The 16,643-nt window shown below is 72.5% G+C and carries 12 protein-coding genes and 1 riboswitch; of the genes, 9 read left to right on the top strand and 3 right to left on the bottom strand.

All coding sequences use genetic code 11. The features are described 5' to 3' along the window. Positions 1-18 precede the first annotated feature (18 nt). Entirely contained in the window at positions 19-693 is a 675-nt protein-coding gene (locus tag H6A07_RS05605; RefSeq protein ID WP_239471100.1) for a C39 family peptidase, read from the bottom strand. Between the two features lie 209 nt (positions 694-902). Here H6A07_RS05605 and H6A07_RS05600 point away from each other — a divergent pair, with 209 nt between their 5' ends. Continuing rightward, on the top strand, positions 903-1,130 hold the full coding sequence (locus H6A07_RS05600) for a hypothetical protein (protein ID WP_204813955.1): 228 nt from the start codon (positions 903-905) through the stop codon (positions 1,128-1,130). A 94-nt stretch (positions 1,131-1,224) separates the two neighbouring features. Here the strand turns inward: H6A07_RS05600 and H6A07_RS05595 are convergent, their stop codons facing one another. Next, entirely contained in the window at positions 1,225-2,385 is a 1,161-nt protein-coding gene (locus H6A07_RS05595) for a M20/M25/M40 family metallo-hydrolase (RefSeq protein ID WP_204813954.1), read from the bottom strand. Positions 2,386-2,645: 260 nt separating this feature from the next. Continuing rightward, a riboswitch (Lysine riboswitch) is annotated at positions 2,646-2,816 on the top strand. A gap of 53 nt (positions 2,817-2,869) precedes the next feature. Here H6A07_RS05595 and H6A07_RS05590 point away from each other — a divergent pair. The 5 genes from H6A07_RS05590 (at position 2,870) to fucO (ending at position 7,931) form a co-directional block, all read left to right on the top strand. Beyond that, positions 2,870-4,117, top strand: a complete 1,248-nt coding sequence (locus tag H6A07_RS05590; RefSeq protein WP_204813953.1) for a diaminopimelate decarboxylase family protein — start codon at positions 2,870-2,872, stop codon at positions 4,115-4,117. Positions 4,118-4,172: 55 nt separating this feature from the next. Beyond that, positions 4,173-5,063, top strand: coding sequence for a 4-hydroxy-tetrahydrodipicolinate synthase (dapA, locus tag H6A07_RS05585; protein WP_204813952.1), 891 nt, complete (start codon positions 4,173-4,175; stop codon positions 5,061-5,063). Beyond that, positions 5,056-5,775, top strand: a complete 720-nt coding sequence (gene dapB / locus H6A07_RS05580) for a 4-hydroxy-tetrahydrodipicolinate reductase (protein WP_204813951.1) — start codon at positions 5,056-5,058, stop codon at positions 5,773-5,775. Before dapA ends, dapB begins: the two co-directional genes overlap by 8 nt. 25 nt (positions 5,776-5,800) lie before the next feature. Then, positions 5,801-6,502, top strand: coding sequence for a 2,3,4,5-tetrahydropyridine-2,6-dicarboxylate N-acetyltransferase (dapD, locus tag H6A07_RS05575; RefSeq protein WP_204813950.1), 702 nt, complete (start codon positions 5,801-5,803; stop codon positions 6,500-6,502). 265 nt (positions 6,503-6,767) lie between these two features. Beyond that, on the top strand, positions 6,768-7,931 hold the full coding sequence (gene fucO / locus H6A07_RS05570) for a lactaldehyde reductase (RefSeq protein ID WP_204813949.1): 1,164 nt from the start codon (positions 6,768-6,770) through the stop codon (positions 7,929-7,931). Between the two features lie 358 nt (positions 7,932-8,289). On the opposite strand, the gene H6A07_RS05565 is transcribed toward fucO, so the two are convergent. After that, positions 8,290-9,144 (bottom strand): HAD-IIB family hydrolase, encoded by an 855-nt coding sequence (locus tag H6A07_RS05565; protein ID WP_204813948.1) that lies wholly within the window; start codon positions 9,142-9,144, stop codon positions 8,290-8,292. Positions 9,145-9,257: 113 nt separating this feature from the next. Here H6A07_RS05565 and H6A07_RS05560 point away from each other — a divergent pair, with 113 nt between their 5' ends. From H6A07_RS05560 to H6A07_RS05550, 3 genes are all read left to right on the top strand, one after another. Continuing rightward, positions 9,258-9,551 (top strand): YerC/YecD family TrpR-related protein, encoded by a 294-nt coding sequence (locus tag H6A07_RS05560; protein ID WP_204813947.1) that lies wholly within the window; start codon positions 9,258-9,260, stop codon positions 9,549-9,551. An 84-nt stretch (positions 9,552-9,635) separates the two neighbouring features. Further along, a complete protein-coding gene (locus H6A07_RS05555) occupies positions 9,636-12,809 on the top strand; it encodes a PD-(D/E)XK nuclease family protein (RefSeq protein ID WP_204813946.1) in 3,174 nt (1,057 codons plus the stop codon). Beyond that, positions 12,806-16,324, top strand: coding sequence for a UvrD-helicase domain-containing protein (locus H6A07_RS05550; protein WP_204813945.1), 3,519 nt, complete (start codon positions 12,806-12,808; stop codon positions 16,322-16,324). Before H6A07_RS05555 ends, H6A07_RS05550 begins: the two co-directional genes overlap by 4 nt. The last annotated feature ends 319 nt before the right edge of the window (positions 16,325-16,643 follow it).

The raw sequence follows: 16,643 nt of genomic DNA, 5'->3' as shown, positions 1-16,643 counted from the left end.
CAGAGGCGGCGAGCGGCCTCACGCCGAGAGCGCCCAGAGGTTGGCGCACTGGCCGAGCACGCGGTCCGGGTCCCAGGCGTGGCTGCGCGCGGCGCTGTTGGGGTCGCGTACCTCGACCTCGCCGTCCTCGGTGAGCCCGGCGAGCACGATGAAGTGGCCGGCGGAGGTGAAGTCCCCGGGTCGCACGCTGCAGATGACCACCTTGCCGGCCGAAAGCGCCGCGCGCACGACGTCGGCGTCCGCCGGCAGCTCCTCGGAGGAGAGGCCCAGCTGCTCGGCCCCCTCGCTCATGAGCGTCCAGGTGCTCATGCCGTCCTGCACGTAGCCGCCGCGCTCGGCGAAGGCCGCCATCTGTGCGGGATCGAGGTCGGTCCTCCCGGTGAGCGCGACGTAGGCCATCGAGAGGCAGGTGGGGCCGCAGCCGTTCTTCTCGACGGTCCCGCCGGCGTAGGGCTCCTGCGACCAGGCGGGGTCGGTCTGGTAGAGGTAGGGGACCTCGCCGGCGTGCCATTCGGAGCGCGGCGTCGAGGTCGCGGGCTCGGCGGCTGCGGCGGGTGATGACGCCGCGAAGAGGGCGGACGCGGCGAGCGCGATCAGCCCCACAGCAGCCACCGCGAGCAGCGCCAGCAGGGGCGTTCTTCTCGCCCGGCGGATTTTGACGTAGCGGCTCGGTGCGATGCGCATACGGGTCATGGTTCCTCCCTCGCTCGGTGACGCGTCCCATGGTCGGAGACGTGCCCATAACGCGTCCTGAACCGGTTCCTAACGTTTGGTTAAGGCGCCCGCGACAGTTGTGGAGCGTTTGCGTAGGAGAAATCAGTATTTTGTCAAGCGTCTTTCCACGAACGGTTTGAATGGGTATAACGAACGCGTCAGACGGTTTTGGAAGGAGGGAAGTACCTATGACCAAGGTCAAGAACATGGGTCGTCGCCAGCGCAAGGTTCACGACGCCTGCCGTAACGGCTGGTTCATGAGCGGTGAGTACCGCGCGCTCTTCGACGGCCACGAGCGTCGCTTCTGGGCCGACAGCCCGAGTATCCTGTTCAACGACGTTGACCAGTGGTTCTCCGCTCACGAGCAGAACCACGCAGACTCGCACCTGCTCGTCAAGTGCGTCCGCGCCGCGTAAGGCGCGTGACAGAGCGTTCGTGCGGGAGCCTGCGGGCTCCTATTTTTTTTGGCGCGGCGCGCCCGGGACAAGGCCGCCGCTGGCCCTGCGATCGTCAGAGCCTCGTCGCGTGGTCCAGCATGAGGGCCAGGATGACCGCCAGGCCCTGGCGCAGGCTGGCCTTCTCGACCCACTCCTCGCGCGTGTGGAGCAGGTCGCCCTCGACGGTGCCCACGGTGTGGGCGGGGATGCCCAGCGAGAGCGGGATGTTGGCGTCGGTCGAGGACTCCTGGTGGTTGATCTGGCGCACGCCGCCGAGCTCGCGCAGGACCTCGTCGGTGCGGGCGATGAGCGCCGCCTGGCCCTCGGGCACGTGCTCGCCGGAGGCGGGGCGGCGGCCAATGAGCTGCACGTCGATGCGGGTGTTCTCCTTGAGGTGCTCCTCCACGAGCACCACGAACTTGCCGTACATCTCCTCGAGGCACTCCTCGGAGGCCGAGCGGTACTCCACGAGCACGCTCGCCTCCTCCGCGATGGAGTTCACCGTGGTGCCGCCCACGAAGCGCCCCACGTTGATCGTGGTCTTGGCGCGCGTGGGCAGCTCGAGCGCGTAGAGGTCCTCGATGAAGCTGCAGAGCGCCTCGATCGCGTTGTCGCGCCCGAAGTTCTCCCAGGAGTGGCCGCCCTCGGTGTGGCACCTCACGCGCCAGCGGTGGCTGCCCACGGCCGAGACCACGTGCATGCCCAGGTAGAGGTCGAAGCTCGTGAACTCGCGAACCTTGCCGTCGTAGTGGCGGAAGAGCTCGCGCGTGCCGGCGAGGTTGCCGAGGCCCTCCTCGCACGAGTTGGCCACCACGAGCACCCGCCGGTCGAGCGGCACGTGGTGGCGCAGCAGGTAGCGGGCCGCGAGGAGCAGCCCCACGAGGTTGGCCGTGTCGTCGCCGACGCCCGGGGCCAGCAGGCGCTCGGCGCTCTCGGCGAGCGGGAGCGGCTCGGTGTCCGGGAAGACCACGTCGGTGTGGGCGGCAAAGACCGCGATGCCGTCGTCGCCGTCCGCGGGGCCGGGCAGGCTGAGGATGACGTTCTTGGCGTCGTCGATGCGCACGGCGGAGACGGGCGCGCCCTGGGCGAGCAGCCAGTCGCGGATAAACTCCGCGCGTCGCTCCTCATGGCCGGACGGCGCCGGGATCTGCGCGAGCGTGCGCAGGAGCTCGAGCTCCTCCTCGTAGCACTCGTCGGCGTAGGCCCGCGCGACGCGCCTGATTTTCTCGTCCACCGTGCCTCCCTTCCTCGCCCCTAGGGTAGCGCAGGGTGCGGGGCGTGACGGCCGGGTTTTAGGCAGCCGGGCGTGTTGTCCCAGCGGACAATGCGCTCGATTAAGCACAACTATCTATATCCGCAGGTAAGAATAACGCGCTTGTACGATTGAGCGCGTTATTTGGGGCGGTGCCGCGCGCGGGCGAGAAGGACGCGCGGCCGTGATGTTTCCGGTTCGTTATGCGCCTTGTGGCGCGCGCGGGCCGGTGCTAGGCTTGCCACATCGATAGAGGAGCGGACACGAAGAGCCCGTGGGGAGTCGGCAGGCGCTGATCCCGGGGGAGGCGAGGTCCGCCGAACTGCCACGTCGGGCGCGGCGCGGCGGTGGGCCCGCGGGAAAGACCCTCGGGACTGTCTGCGAGAAGAACTTGCAGGGGCGCTATCCTTGTCCGGACGCACGTCCGCCCCGGGGCCGCGCACCTGCACGGCGAGCGAGGGGTGCCATGCAGAAGCGTCCGTTTGTCACGCGCGAGAAGCTCGAGGCCATCGCGGCGGAGTTCCCGACGCCGTTCTACCTCTATGACGAGGCCGAGATTCGCCGCCGCGCCGCCGAGCTCAACGCCGCCTTCGCCTGGAACCCCGGCTTCAAGGAGTACTTCGCCGTCAAGGCCACGCCCAATCCGGCGATCCTCAAGATCCTCGCGGAGTGCGGCTGCGGCTGCGACTGCGCCACGGGCGTGGAGCTCCTGCTCGCGGACCGCGCGGGCGTCACCGGCCGCGACATCATGCTCTCCTCCAACGACACGCCCGACGAGGACTTCCGCGCGGCCGACGCGCGCGGCGCGATCATCAACCTGGACGGGCTGGACATGGTGGCGTGCCTCGCGCGCGCCCTCGGCGGCCGTGTGCCGCGCACGGTATGCTGCCGCGTGAACCCGGGCGGCACCTTCGAGAGCGAGAACGGCATCATCGGCTCGCCCGAGGACTCCAAGTTCGGCATGACGCCGGCGCAGCTCGAGGAGGCCTTTGCCGAGCTTGCCGCCCTCGGCGTGGAGGAGTTTGGCATCCACGCGTTTCTCGCCAGCAACACGCAGGTAAACGACTACTACCCGCGCCTCGCGCGCCAGCTCTTTGAGATGGCTGCGGACCTCTCCGCGCGCCTGGGCGTCCACGTGGGCTTCGTTGACCTCTCCGGCGGGATCGGCGTGGCCTACCACCCAGACGATACCCCCTGCGACCTGTCCGTCATTGGCGAGGGCGTGCGCCAGGCGTACGAGGACGTGCTCGTGCCCGCCGGCATGGGCGACGTGGCCGTGTTCTCCGAGCTCGGCCGCTGGATGCTCGCGCCGGCCGGGGCGCTCGTGACCCGCGTCATCCACGAGAAGGTCACCTACCGCGACTACCTGGGCGTGGACGCCTGCGCGGCCAACCTCATGCGCCCGGCGATCTACGACGCCTACCACCACATAACCGTGATGGGCGCCGAGGACGCGCCGGCCACGCGCCGCTACAACGTGGTCGGCCGGCTCTGCGAGAACAACGACCAGTTCGCCCGCGACCGCCTCATGCCGGAGTGCCACGTCGGCGACCTGCTGTTCATTCATGACGCGGGCGCCCATGGCCACTCGATGGGCTACAACTACAACGGCGCGCTGCGCTCCGCCGAGCTGCTGCTGCGCGAGGACGGCTCGGTGGAGCTCATCCGCCGCGCCGAGACCCCCGCCGACTACCTTGCGACCCTGGATTTGTAAAAGATGCCTAAAAGGGGTCTGACCCATTTTAGGCGACGAGAGGAGAGAGGCAACCATGGACATGACCAACCTGACCGGATCGATTGTCGCACTGGTGACGCCGTTCGCCGAGGACGGCAGCGTGGACTTTGCCGCGCTCGAGCGCCTCGTGGACTTCCACCTGGCAAACGGCACGGACGGCATCCTCGTGCTCGGCACCACCGGCGAGTCCTCCACGATGACCGACGAGGAGGACCTGGCCGTGGCCCGCTGCGTCGTGGAGCGCGTGGCCGGCCGCGTCCCCGTTATCGGCGGCGCCGGCTCCAACGCCACCTTCGAGTCTGAGCGCAAGGCCGCCGGCCTCGTGAACGTGGGCGTGGACGGGCTTCTGCTCATCACGCCCTACTACAACAAGTCCAACGAGGAGGGCATCTACCGCCACTTCACCGCCGTCCTCGACAAGGTGGACGTTCCCTGCATCCTCTACAACATCCCCGGCCGCACCGGCTGCTCCATCAGCGAGAAGAACCTCGCGCGCCTGGCCAAGCACCCCAACGCCTGGGGCCTCAAGGAGGCCTCGGGCTCCATCAGCTACGCCACGATGGCGGCGCAGTACCTCTCCGACGACTTCCGCATGTTCTCCGGCAACGACGACATCGTGGTGCCGCTCATGAGCCTCGGCGCCAAGGGCGTCATCTCCGTGTGGGCGGACGTGGCCCCCGCCACGGTCCACCAGATGTGCGCGGACTTCCTCGCCGGCGACATCGAGGCCGCCCGCCGCACGCAGCTGGAGAACCTCGAGCTCATCCACGCGCTCTTCTGCGAGGTCAACCCGATCCCGGTCAAGTGCGCCCTCGCCGAGATGGGCCTGCTCGAGGAGCACTACCGCCAGCCGCTCTGGCAGATCTCCGACGCCGGCCGCGAGCGCCTCGTCGCCGCGATGAGGGGGGTCGGTCTCCTTGGCTAGCGCGGTCGTGGTCGGCGGCGCCGGGCGCATGGGCCGCCTCGTGCGCGCGGAGCTTGAGGCGCGCGGCTTCGAGCTTCTCGGCTCCTACGACGCGGACAACATCGACGAGCTGGACGAGGCGGCCCCGGCGGCCGACGTCGTCGTGGACTTCTCGGCGCCGGCCGCGCTGCCGCACACGCTGGCCTACGCCCGGCGCACCGGCGCGGCGGTGGTCTGCGGCACCACGGGCCTCTCGGCCGAGCAGCTGGACGAGCTGCGCGCCCTGGGCGAGAAGAACCGCGTGATCTGGGCGTCCAACTACTCCCTCGGCGTGGCGGCGCTGCGCCGGGCGACGGCGCTCGTGGCGGCCACGCTTGCCGGCTGGGACGTGGAGATCGTGGAGACCCACCACAACCAGAAGGCCGACGCGCCGTCCGGCACCGCGAAGGCGCTCGTCGCGGCCGTGGACCCCACGGGGGAGCGGCCCGTCGTGGGCGGGCGCGAGGGCCTCTGCGGCCCGCGCGTCCCCGGGGAGATCGGCGTCCACGCCGTGCGCGGCGGGACCGTGGCCGGCACGCACGAGGTGCACTTCTTCGGCACCGACGAGGAGGTCTGCCTCACGCACCGCGCCACGAGCCGCCAGATCTTCGTCACCGGCGCCGTGGCCGCCGCCGCGCGCCTGCTCGAGCGCGCCCCCGGCTTCTACGACTTTGATACCCTGATGTTTGACTAGAACGCACGACCGGGAAGGATAGTACGTGGACGCGCAAGAGATTATCGACTTCATTGCCACGGCGCCGAAGAAGACGCCGGTCAAGGTGTACGTGCGCGAGAAGTGCGGCATGCGCGTGGACTGGGGCGACGCCCACGTCTACGGCGGGCGCGACGGCAAGATCGTCCTCGGCGAGTGGGCCGCGCTCGAGCCCGTCCTTCTCGCCAACGCGGACTCCATCGAGTACGTTGACGTGGAGTGCGCGGCGCGCAACTCCGCCGTGCCGCTGCTGGACCTCACGCACGTGAACGCCCGCATCGAGCCGGGCGCCATCATCCGCGACCAGGTGGAGATCGGCGACAACGCCGTGGTCATGATGGGCGCCGTCATCAACATCGGCGCCGTCGTGGGCGCGGGCACCATGATTGACATGGGGGCCGTGCTCGGCGGCCGCGCGATCGTGGGCGCGCACTGCCACGTGGGCGCCGGAGCCGTGCTCGCGGGCGTCGTGGAGCCGGCGAGCGCCACGCCCGTCATTGTGGAGGACGACGTCATGATCGGCGCCAACGCCGTGGTCATCGAGGGCGTGCGCGTGGGCGCGGGCGCGGTCGTCGCAGCCGGGGCCGTCTGCGTGGAGGACGTGCCCGCCGGCGCCGTCGTGGCGGGCTGCCCGGCGCGCGTGATCAAGATGAAGGACGAGAAGACCGCCGACAAGACCGCGCTCGTTGACGCGCTGCGCGCGCTGTAGGGCGGCGGGCCGAGGTTCTTCTCGGCCGATATGTGCTTTCCTGCGCTTTGGCGCCCGATTCCGTCGGCAATCGCGTATTGGCTTCCGTCGATACGCGATTGCCGACGTTTTTTGCGCCCCGTTCGTCGGAAGTCGCGTATCGACGCACGGTCGCCGACGCGCTGCGCCGTCCGCGGAGATGTGAGTACGTTAACATCCGCGCGGGCGTATACTCCGCACCGGATTGTCGGGCGCCCGCCCGGCACGCAACCAAAAAGGGGGAACCATGGCAGTCAACCGCTTCGTCCTGAACAACATCTCCTACCACGGCTCCGGCGCGATCAAGGAGATCCCCGGCGAGCTCGAGCGCCGCGGCTACAAGAAGGCCTTCGTCTGCTCCGACCCCGACCTCGTGAAGTTTGGCGTCGTGGCCAAGGTGACCGACCTGCTCGACGAGGCGGGCATCGCCTGGGAGCTCTACTCCGAGATCAAGCCCAACCCCACGATCAAGAACGTCCAGGACGGCGTCGAGGCGTACAAGGCCTCCGGCGCGGACTGCATCGTCACCATCGGCGGCGGCTCCTCGATGGACACCGCCAAGGGCATCGGCATCATCGTCGCCAACCCCGAGTTCGCCGACGTCGTGTCCCTGGAGGGCGTGGCCCCCACCAAGAAGCACGCCGTCTTCACCATCGCCGTGCCCACCACCGCCGGCACCGCCGCCGAGGTCACGATCAACTACGTGATCACCGACCCCGAGAAGGTCCGCAAGTTCGTCTGCGTCGACGTCAACGACATTCCCGACGTGGCCGTCGTCGACCCCGACATGATGGCCTCGATGCCCGCCGGCCTCACCGCCGCGACCGGCATGGACGCGCTCACCCACGCGATCGAGGGCTACACCACCCAGGGCGCCTGGGAGCTCTCCGACATGTTCCACTACAAGGCCATCCAGCTCATCTCCCAGCACCTGCGCGACGCCGTGGCCGAGGCCAAGAGCGGCGTCCCGGGCTCCGGCCGCGAGGGCATGGCGCTCGCCCAGTACATCGCCGGCATGGGCTTCTCCAACGTGGGCCTCGGCATCGACCACGCCATGGCCCACACCCTCTCCGCGCACTACGACACCCCGCACGGCGTCGCCTGCGCGATGCTGCTGCCGGTCGCCATGGAGTACAACAAGCCCGTCGTGACCAAGCGCCTGGCCGAGGTGGCCGTGGCCATGGGCGTGGACACCACCGGCATGACCGAGGACGAGGCCGCCGACGCCGCGATCGCCGCCGTGCGCCAGCTCTCCGCCGACGTCAACATCAAGCCGACCTGCGACGGCCTGGTCGAGGCCGATCTCGACCAGCTGGCCGACGACGCCATCGCCGACGCCTGCTTCCCGGGCAACCCGCGCGAGGCCGACCACGCCGCCGTCGTGGAGCTGTTCCGCAAGGTGATGGCGTAGCGTCCTCGCCAACGTGGAGGGGCCCGGCACCTCGCGCGCAAACTGCTTCGCGCTCTGCGCTCAGGAAGTTTGCTTGGCGAGGTGCCGGGCCCCGCTGTCTCGGGGCTCCTTTCCCGAAAATGGCGGGCTTGGTGCGGGGGATTCTAGGAAAGGGCGCTCTTGTTCTGGGGGAGTCCGGGATTTCGGGGGTTTGGGCCAGCGGGAGGCCGTCCGGGTGTGCAAGGGCCGGACTTTCTAGAACGTAGTGCGACAAGGGCGGCGATTCCTGGAAGCCACTGCGACAAGGGCGGCGTTTCCCGGAAACCCTCGCGACAAGGGCGGCGTTTCTTAGAAGCCGCCGCGCCAAACCCAGAAGTTTTTAGAACGCGTCGGGCGAGAAGGACGCGCCGCGCGCGGCCAGCACGGCGTCGATCACCTGCGCCACGCCCCGGTCGTTGTTGGAGGGGATGCGGAAGTCCGCGAAGCGCTCCATGCGCGCGTCCGCGTTGGCCACGAGGTAGCCGTGCCCCACGGCCTCGAGCATCTCCGCGTCGTTGTCCGTGTCGCCGCAGGCGACCACGTCGGCGCGGGAGATGCCCAGGTGCCTGCAGAGCCGCGCGATGCCCACGCCCTTGTCGACCCCCCGGTTCATGACGTCGAGCCAGTCCACGCCCGCGCACGTCACCGACAGCCGCTCGCCAAAGGCCGGCGCGAAGCGCTCCTCGTAGGCGGCCGCGGAGTTGTTCTCCGGGAAGTAGACCGTGAACTTGTTGGCCTCCTCGCGGACGGCCGTGACGTCGTCCACGTAGAGGATCTCGTGGTAGTAGACGCGCAGGGCGTCGTCGTGAGCGCGTCCCCACGTGGGCACGACGGCGCGCTCGAGCCCGCAGATCACCGGCACCGCCTCCGGCGCCCGCTCGAGCGTGAAGGCCACGAGCTCCGCGAGCACGGTCTCGTCAAGCAGGTCCTTGAAGACCACCTCGCCCCGGCAGACCACCGCCCCGCCGTTGTCGGAGACGAAGGCCATGTGGTCACAGGATGCGCCGAACAGGTCCTGCAGCGTGTAGAGCGGCCGCCCGCTCGCGACGGCGAAGAGCGCCCCGGCCCCCTCGAGCGCGCGGATGCGCCCGGGCATGCCGTCGGGCATGGACTTGTCGTCGGCGAGCAGCGTGAAGTCCATGTCGCTCGCCACCAGGCGAACGTTCGTGAGGTCGTCCTCGAGGTAGCTTCTCATCGTCCCTCCTGTCATGCGGTCGGTCAGCGCACAATTCTAGCGCGGCGTCTGGCGCGCAGGCGCTTTAATGCGCTAAAGTGTAGGACCGAGAGGCACGGAGGGGAGGAGACGGCATGGCAGAGCCCGGGGGCATCGGCGAGGCGCAGACGCGGCGCCTGTTGGAGGCGCTCTGCTCGCTCGCGTCCCCGGACGAGGCGCGGGCCCTGCTCTGTGACCTCTGCACCCCGCGCGAGATCGAGGACCTCTCCCAGCGCCTCGAGGTGGCGACGATGCTCGCCGCCGGCGCGTCCTACGTGGACGTCTCCCACGCGACCGGCGCCTCCTCGACCACGGTGAGCCGCGTCTCCAAGTGCCTGAACGGGCCTGCGGGCGGCTACCGCCTGGTGCTCTCCCGGCTCGACGGCTGAGCCCGCCCGGCCGCGCGGACGTTTTTGTCCGGTCGGCGCGGTAGGGTAGGATGTGCCGAGAAGAACGTCGCGCCGGGAGGTCCCATGCCGCTGACCGCACAGACAGCAACAGACGACGCCCTCGTCTCGCCCGAGCTCGTGGCCCGGGTGCGCGACGCGCTCGCGTCGTGCGGCCGCGCGGTCGTGCTCGTCCCGAGCTTCGCCCAGGCGCTCTGCGTGCAGCGCGGCCTCGCCGGGCGGGGAATCGCGCTCGGCGTCACCGTGAGCACCCCGGCGGCGTGGGCCCAGGAGCGCTGGGAGGTCTGGGGGGACGGCCGGCGCGTGGCGGACGGCGCGGCGCGCGACCTGCTCGCGGCGCGCGTGCTGGGGCGCGCGTGCGAGCGCCCGGGCCTCCCGCTCGCCGACACCGAGGGCACGGCGGCCCTGCTCGCCGACCTCGCCCGCGTGGGGCTGCCCTGGCTCCTGGCGGAGCGGACGGCGCCGGAGGGCGCGACCGAGGCGGAGCGCGCCCTGGTGGGGCTGCTGCCCGCGCTCGACGCCGAGCTCCGCGCGCACGGCCTGGTCGAGGGCTGCGAGGTCATGGACGCGCTGCCGCGCGCGCTCGCGGGCTCCGGCGTCCGCGTCCCGCCCGTCACTCTCGTGGGCTTCCCGTACCTGAGCCGGGCCGAGCGCGCCCTCGCGGAGGGGCTCGCCGAGTCCGGCGACGTCGCCCTGCTCGGCGTCGGCGCGCCCGCTCGCGGCGGCGGCCGTGCGGACGAGCTCGTCGCGCTTCTCGGGACGCTGTTCGGCCCGGCCGCCGAGCCGCTCGGCGCCACCGGGGCGGTGCGCGTGCTGCTGCCGGCCGGCCCGTCCGCCGCCCCCGAGCTCGTCTGCCGCGCGGTGGAGGGGCTCGTGGGGGAGGGGTGCGCCGACGTCGTCGTGGTGGCCCGGGAGACGGCGCGGGCCTGGCGCGAGCTCGCCCCGCGCCTCGCCGCCCGAGGCGTCTCCGTGCGCGCCCAGCTCTCTCGTGCCGTCGGTGAGCTCGAGCCCGGCCGGGCCTTCCTGGGGTACGCCCGCTGCGTGGCCCGCCTCTCGGAGCTGGCCCGAACCTGGCCCCCCGCAACGCCGGTCCCGGACGCCCCGCGCGCCGGCACCGTGCGCGTGACCCTCGAGGACATGTCCTGGTGGCCCCCGCGCGACCTCTCCGACTTCCTCGTCTCCGAGGTCTCCCACCTGGGCGCCGAGCGCGCCCGGCGCCTCGACGCCGAGTGGCGCGCCAATCGCCTGCTCACGCCCGGCGTCCTGCTCGAGCAGCTGACCTCGCCGCGCGTGGTCGGCGCCGAGGCGGCCGCCGCGACGCGCGAGCTGCTGCGCGGTCGGCTCGGGTCGGCGGCCTCCAAGCTGCTCGCCCCCTACGTGGACGGCGACGCCGCAGGCGCCCCCGGGGCGAGCGAGGCCGTCTCCGCGCTCGGGGCGGTGCTCGACGTCGCCCGCACCCTGAAGGAGCTCGGCGTCACGGCCGACCCGTCCCAGCCGGGCGCGGCCCCGCTCTCCCGGCTGGTGGAGCTCGCCGAGGCGGCCCTGCGGCGCGCGCGCGTCGTCCTGCGCCCGGAGCGCTCCGCCACGCCCTCCCGCGCGACGGTGCGCGTCCTCGACGAGCTCTCGGCGAGCCGCCTCGAACCCGCCTCCGTCGACGCCCTCATCGTGCTCGACCAGACCTCCGCCGAGGCCGCCGTCTCCGAGACGGACGACGCGCGCACGCACGTCCTGCGCGCCTGGGGCGTCGAGGAGCCGCCGAGCGCCATGGAGCTCGAGCGCGCTCGCTTCTCCGCGCTCGTCCGCGCGCCGCGCCGCGCGCTCGTCCTCGAGCGGACGCTCTTCGGCGCCGACGGCAAGGGGTGCTACCCCTCCGTGATGCTCTCCGAGGTCATGGCCTGCTACGGCCTGGGTGCGGAGGCCGACGCGGAGGCGATCGCCCGGGCCCTGGGCGAGAGGAACGTCCGCTCGCGACCCGAGTCCGCGCTCGGAGAGAACGCCGCGCCGGACGGCGTCGCCCCGGCGCGGACGGGACGCGAGACGCCGGCCCCCGCCGGCCGGATCGACGCGCGCGAGCGCGAGCTCGTCTCGCCCCCGCCTGAGGGCATGGCGGCGGACGATTCCCGCCCGGTCCTCTCCGCCTCCCAGATCGAGAGCTACCTCGAGTGCCCGTACAAGTGGTTCAGCCTGAGGCGCCTGCGCCTGCGCGATGCCGACGCCGGCTTCACGGGCGCCGAGATGGGCACCTTCGCGCATCGTGTGCTCGAGGTCAGCCGCCGCGAGCTCACGGCGCGCGCCCGGGAGCGCCACGAGGGCGGGCACGCCCTCTCCGACCTGCGCGCCGCCCACGCGGACGCCCTGCAGCGCGAGGACTACCGCGAGGAGGTGGAGCGCCTGCTGGCGCGCGCCCAGGCCGAGCCTGCCCTCCGGCTTCCGGGCTCGGCGCCGGGCGAGGGGCCGCTCGACGAGGCGCGCGCCGTCCTCGCGGAGGAGTTCGATGCGCACCTCTCCCACCAGTACCAGCTCGTGGGCGGGCGCCGCCCGCTGCCCCAGGCGCTCGTGCCGCACCTCGCGCGCGAGCACGGCCAGCTCGCCGGCCTCAGGCGCGACCTGGACACGCTGCTCGACTTCGAGGCCGCCGCGCTCGCGGGCTTCGAGCCGCGCTTCTTCGAGTGGGGGTTCGGGCGCGGCGCCGCCCCGAAGGTGGAGTACGCGGGCGTGCTGCTCACGGGCACCGTGGACCGCATCGATGTCGACGCGCACGGCCAGGTGGCCGTCATCGACTACAAGCACAAGTCCGACCTCGCCTTCGCCCGCGAGTACGACGCGCTCGACCCGGCCCGCGAGCCGGGGTCCTTCTCGCTGCCCCGGCGCGTGCAGTCGCTGATCTACGCGCAGGTCGTCCGCCGCGCCTTCCCCGACCTCACCGTGCGCGCCGCGCTCTACCTCTGCACCAAGGGCGCCCACGCGCTCGCCGGCGCCGTGGACGAGAACCTCGCCGACCTCGTCTTCGGCGAGCGGGGGCTCTCCTCCCGGCGGGCGCCGGCCGTGTCCGTGCCGCGCGGGGAGACCTTCGGCCGCACGGGCGCCGTCGGCATGGAGGCCCTGCTCGACGCCAGCGAGGAGGCGATCGCGCGGAAGATGGCGCGCCTGCTCGCCGGCGACATCGAGGCGAGCCCCCTCGACGCCGAGGCGTGCCAGTTCTGTCCGGTCCTCAACTGCGAGCGGAGGCTGCGGAAATGAGCGCACGGGTCGACCTCTCCCGGCTGAACGAGCGTCAGCGGCGCATCGCCACGACGCTCGACGCGCCCCTCTTCGTGGAGGCCGGCGCCGGCTCCGGCAAGACGTTCACGCTCACGCAGCGCGTCGCGTGGGCGCTCTCCCCGGGCTCGGGCCCGGGCGGCGGGGCGTTTCTCGACGGGCTCGACCAGGTGCTCGTCATCACCTTCACCGAGGCCGCCGCCCGCGAGATCAGGGAGCGGACGAGAAGGACGCTGCGCTCGGCGGGCATGGCCGAGCAGGCGCTCGCCGTCGACGACGCCTGGATCTCCACGATCCACGGCATGTGCTCGCGCATCCTGCACCGCCACGCGCTCGACCTGGGGCTCGACCCGGCGTTTTCGGTCGTGGCGGACTCCGCGCAGGCGGCGCTCTTCGACCGCGCCATGGACGAGGTCATGCGCGCGGCGCGCGGCGAGGCGGCCTTCGCCCCGCTGTTCGCCGAGTACGACCTGGGGACGCGGACGAGGAGCGGCTACACCGGCGCCATGGGGCTCGTCGAGCGGCTGGTGGCGGCGGGCTCCTCGTGCGCGCGCGGCACGGCGGCGCTCTCGGGCGAGCCGGCGGGCGCGTCCGCCCTGGACGACGCCTTCGCGGCCTTCGTGTCCCGCATGGAGGAGCTCGGCGCGCGCCGCCTCACGCCCGCCGCGGCGGGGAAGGTGGGCCCCGCCCTCGAGGAGCTGCGCGCCCTCGCGGGACGCGACCGGCGCGAGCGCACCCCCGAGGCCCTGTGCGGGCTCGTCTCCGGCCTGTCGCTGCCCGCCGCGCGCGGCTCGATCAAGGAGGAGGTCAAGGCCGCCAAGGCGGCGCGGGCGCTCCTCCTGGCCGAGGCGCGCTTCTGCGCCGTCGCGCCGCTCGCGGACCCCCTCTGCGAGCTCGCCCGCCGCGTGGAGCGCCGCTACCGCGAGCTCAAGGACGCCGAGCGGTGCCTGGACAACGACGACCTCGTGCGCGAGGCGCTTCTCGCCGTGCGGGACAACCCCGACGTGCGCCGCGACTACGAGGGCCGCTTCCGCCTCGTCATGGTCGACGAGTTCCAGGACACCGACGAGACGCAGCTCGAGCTCATCGGGCTTCTCGCCGGCGGGGGCGGGGAGCACCTGTGCACCGTCGGCGACGCCCAGCAGTCGATCTACCGCTTCCGCGGCGCGGACGTGGGCGTGTTCCGCCGGCACGGCGAGCGGGTGGCCGAACGCGGCACCGTCCGGCTGGACACCAACTACCGCAGCCACGCGGACGTGCTCGCCCTCGTGGAGCGCGTGTGCACGGGCGGCGCCTCGGGCGCGCCCGGCGTGCTCGAGGGCTTCATGCACCTCGACGCCTGCCCCACGCGCGCGGACGGCTACCGGGCGCGCGAGCTGCCGCGCGTCGACGTGGAGGTGTGCGCGGGCCGGGGCGTCGCCGGGCGGCCGAGCCGCCATCAGGTGGCGACGGCGGCGGCCCAGGTGGCGGACGCCCTGGCGCGCTACCGCGCCGCCGGCGAGCGCGCGGGCGACATGGCGCTGCTCCTCGGCGTGACGACCAACGCCGAGCTCTACATCGACGCGATCCGCGCGCGGGGCATGGAGTGCGTGGTCACGGGCGGCTCCACCTTCACCTCCACGGACGAGGTCAGGGTCATGTGCGCCCTGCTGCACACGCTGGCCAACCCGTCGGACACCCAGTCCGGGCTCTTCCCGCTGCTGGCGAGCGAGATGTTCGGCCTCGACGCCAACGACTTCTGCGAGCTGGGCACGCGCGCCCAGGAGAAGCTCGACGCGCCCGCCAAGCGCGGCATCGACCGGGGTCTGGCGACGATGGAGTTCTACGGCGGCCACGTGCCGTCCGCGCGGCTCTCGGCCGCCCACGAGGTGCTCTCGCGCGCCCTCGACCAGGTCCGCTGGCGTCCCGTGGCCGACGTGTGCGCCGAAGCGGTGCGCGACTCGGGGTGGCTGGCGCGCCTGGAGGCCGGCGGCGCCGAGGGGCGCGCCCGCGCGGCCAACGTGCTCGCGGCCGTGCGCTACGTGCGCGACCTCACGGAGACCCTCGGGCTCGGGGCCGCCCGCGCGGCCACGGAGTTCGACGCGTGGCTCCAGGTCGCCAAGGTGCCGCCGGCGTCGCTCGCGGGAGACGACGGCGCCACCGGGGACGGCACGGTGCGCGTGATGACGATACACGCCTCCAAGGGCCTCGAGTTCGGCGTCTGCGCCGTCGCCGAGTGCTGGTCGCGCCCGCAGTCCGAGGCGGCGCTCGCGCTCGGGCCCCTGCGGGACGGCGGCCGCTCGTTCGTGCTGCGCCCCCGCGACGATGACCGCAAGCTCGCTGCCCTCCTCGCCGAGCTCGATCCCGAGGAGCTCGAGGTGGGGCTCGACCGCTCGGAGCGGCCGCCGCTCGCGGCTCGCTACGCCGCGCTGCGCGCGGGCGACGCGACGGCGGACGCCCGCGAGCGCGCGCGGCTGCTCTACGTGGCGCTGACGCGCGCCCGCGAGGCGCTGGTCCTGGCGGTCCCGGCGGCGGGCAACAAGGACGGCGCGCCGTCGTCGGAGCTCGCGGCGGGAACGCTCGAGGCGCTGCTCGGCGAGGCCCGCGCCCCGATGCCGGGGGAGACGTGGGTCGACTACGGCGGCAGCGCCCCCGCGCGCGTGCGCTGCGTCGAGGTGACGACCGAGGGCCGGGGGGCCGAGAGGGTCGTCTCCGCGACGTCCGGCGGCTCGCTGGCCGGCTTTGACGGGCCGCTCCCGGAGCGCGCCGCCGACGTGGTGCGCCTGGGGGTCCCGGATGCGGGGAGCGCCGAGAAGGACGGCGGCCCCGTCCCGTTCGACCTCTTCCGGCCGGCGGAGGCGGCGACGGTGCCGACGGGGTCCTGGCGGGCCCGCGAGGGCGTCTTCAGCTACTCGAGCGTGCACGCCGCGCTCGAGCCCGCGACCGTGCCGACGCGCGAGGCCCGCGCCGCCGAGGCGTCCGGCGCCGCCGACGCGGCCGATGCCGACCGCGCCACCAACCTCGGCTCGGCGTTCCACGAGCTCGCGCAGGCCATGGTCGAGGGCGGCGGCCCGGTCGACGAGGCGCGCGTGGCGGCTCAGGTGCGCCGCTGGCACCTCTCGCCGCGCGCCGAGGCGCGCCTGCGCGCCGCGCTCGCGCGCTGGGAGCGCTCGTCGGTGCGCGCCGAGGCGCTCGGCTGGCCGCTCGTCCGCGCCGAGGTCCCGTTCTTCCAGCCGCAGCCGGGCTCGCCGCACGGGGACTACCTCGAGGGCGCGATGGACCTGCTCTGTACGGACGGGGCGGGCCGCCGCACGCTGGTCGTGGACTACAAGACGGGGGACGCCGGCCTCGCGCCCGAGGAGGTGCGCGAGCGCCACGCGATGCAGGCGGAGTTCTACGCGGGCGTCCTTCTCGCCGAGGGCTTCGAGCGGGTGACGTGCGCCTTCGTCTGCGTTGAGCGCGACGACCCGGACGCGCCGGGCGAGCCCCTCGTGGCCCGCTACGCCTTCGGCGCGTGAGCGCGGCCCCGGCCCGGATCGAAGGTTGTGCGCACGCGCGGAGGTTATGCGCACGGCTGCGGCGAGAGGTTCTTCTCGGCAGCGGATCTACGTGCGCATATAGAATAGGAAATCGTGCGCACACCCTCGGCGGATGTGCACAACCTCCGCGATCGCGCACAACCTCCGGAGGGGGCTCCGTCCCGGGGCCAATCTGGAGATTTTCCGGTCGTCTCACCTGCGCAAACGGAATCATCCGCAGCTCGGGGGCCTGTCGCGCGGCGCGTCTTTGTCCGGCCGGTCGGCTATGCTTGTCGCAGCAAACCAACGGGAACCTCTC

Origin of the sequence: Olsenella uli, assembly GCF_016899935.1 — a bacterium.
Lineage (GTDB): Bacteria > Actinomycetota > Coriobacteriia > Coriobacteriales > Atopobiaceae > Thermophilibacter > Thermophilibacter uli_B.
This window is presented reverse-complemented; position numbering and strand designations above follow the sequence as displayed.

Excerpts from the sequence above, each read along its gene's own strand:
- H6A07_RS05560 (WP_204813947.1), top strand. The coding sequence starts at position 9,258 with ATGGCAGAGCCCGGGGGCATCGGCGAGGCGCAGACGCGGCGCCTGTTG.
- H6A07_RS05565 (WP_204813948.1), bottom strand. The coding sequence starts at position 9,144 with ATGAGAAGCTACCTCGAGGACGACCTCACGAACGTTCGCCTGGTGGCG.
- fucO (WP_204813949.1), top strand. The coding sequence starts at position 6,768 with ATGGCAGTCAACCGCTTCGTCCTGAACAACATCTCCTACCACGGCTCC.
- H6A07_RS05605 (WP_239471100.1), bottom strand. The coding sequence starts at position 693 with ATGACCCGTATGCGCATCGCACCGAGCCGCTACGTCAAAATCCGCCGG.
- H6A07_RS05555 (WP_204813946.1), top strand. The coding sequence starts at position 9,636 with ATGCCGCTGACCGCACAGACAGCAACAGACGACGCCCTCGTCTCGCCC.
- H6A07_RS05550 (WP_204813945.1), top strand. The coding sequence starts at position 12,806 with ATGAGCGCACGGGTCGACCTCTCCCGGCTGAACGAGCGTCAGCGGCGC.
- dapA (WP_204813952.1), top strand. The coding sequence starts at position 4,173 with ATGGACATGACCAACCTGACCGGATCGATTGTCGCACTGGTGACGCCG.
- H6A07_RS05590 (WP_204813953.1), top strand. The coding sequence starts at position 2,870 with ATGCAGAAGCGTCCGTTTGTCACGCGCGAGAAGCTCGAGGCCATCGCG.
- H6A07_RS05600 (WP_204813955.1), top strand. The coding sequence starts at position 903 with ATGACCAAGGTCAAGAACATGGGTCGTCGCCAGCGCAAGGTTCACGAC.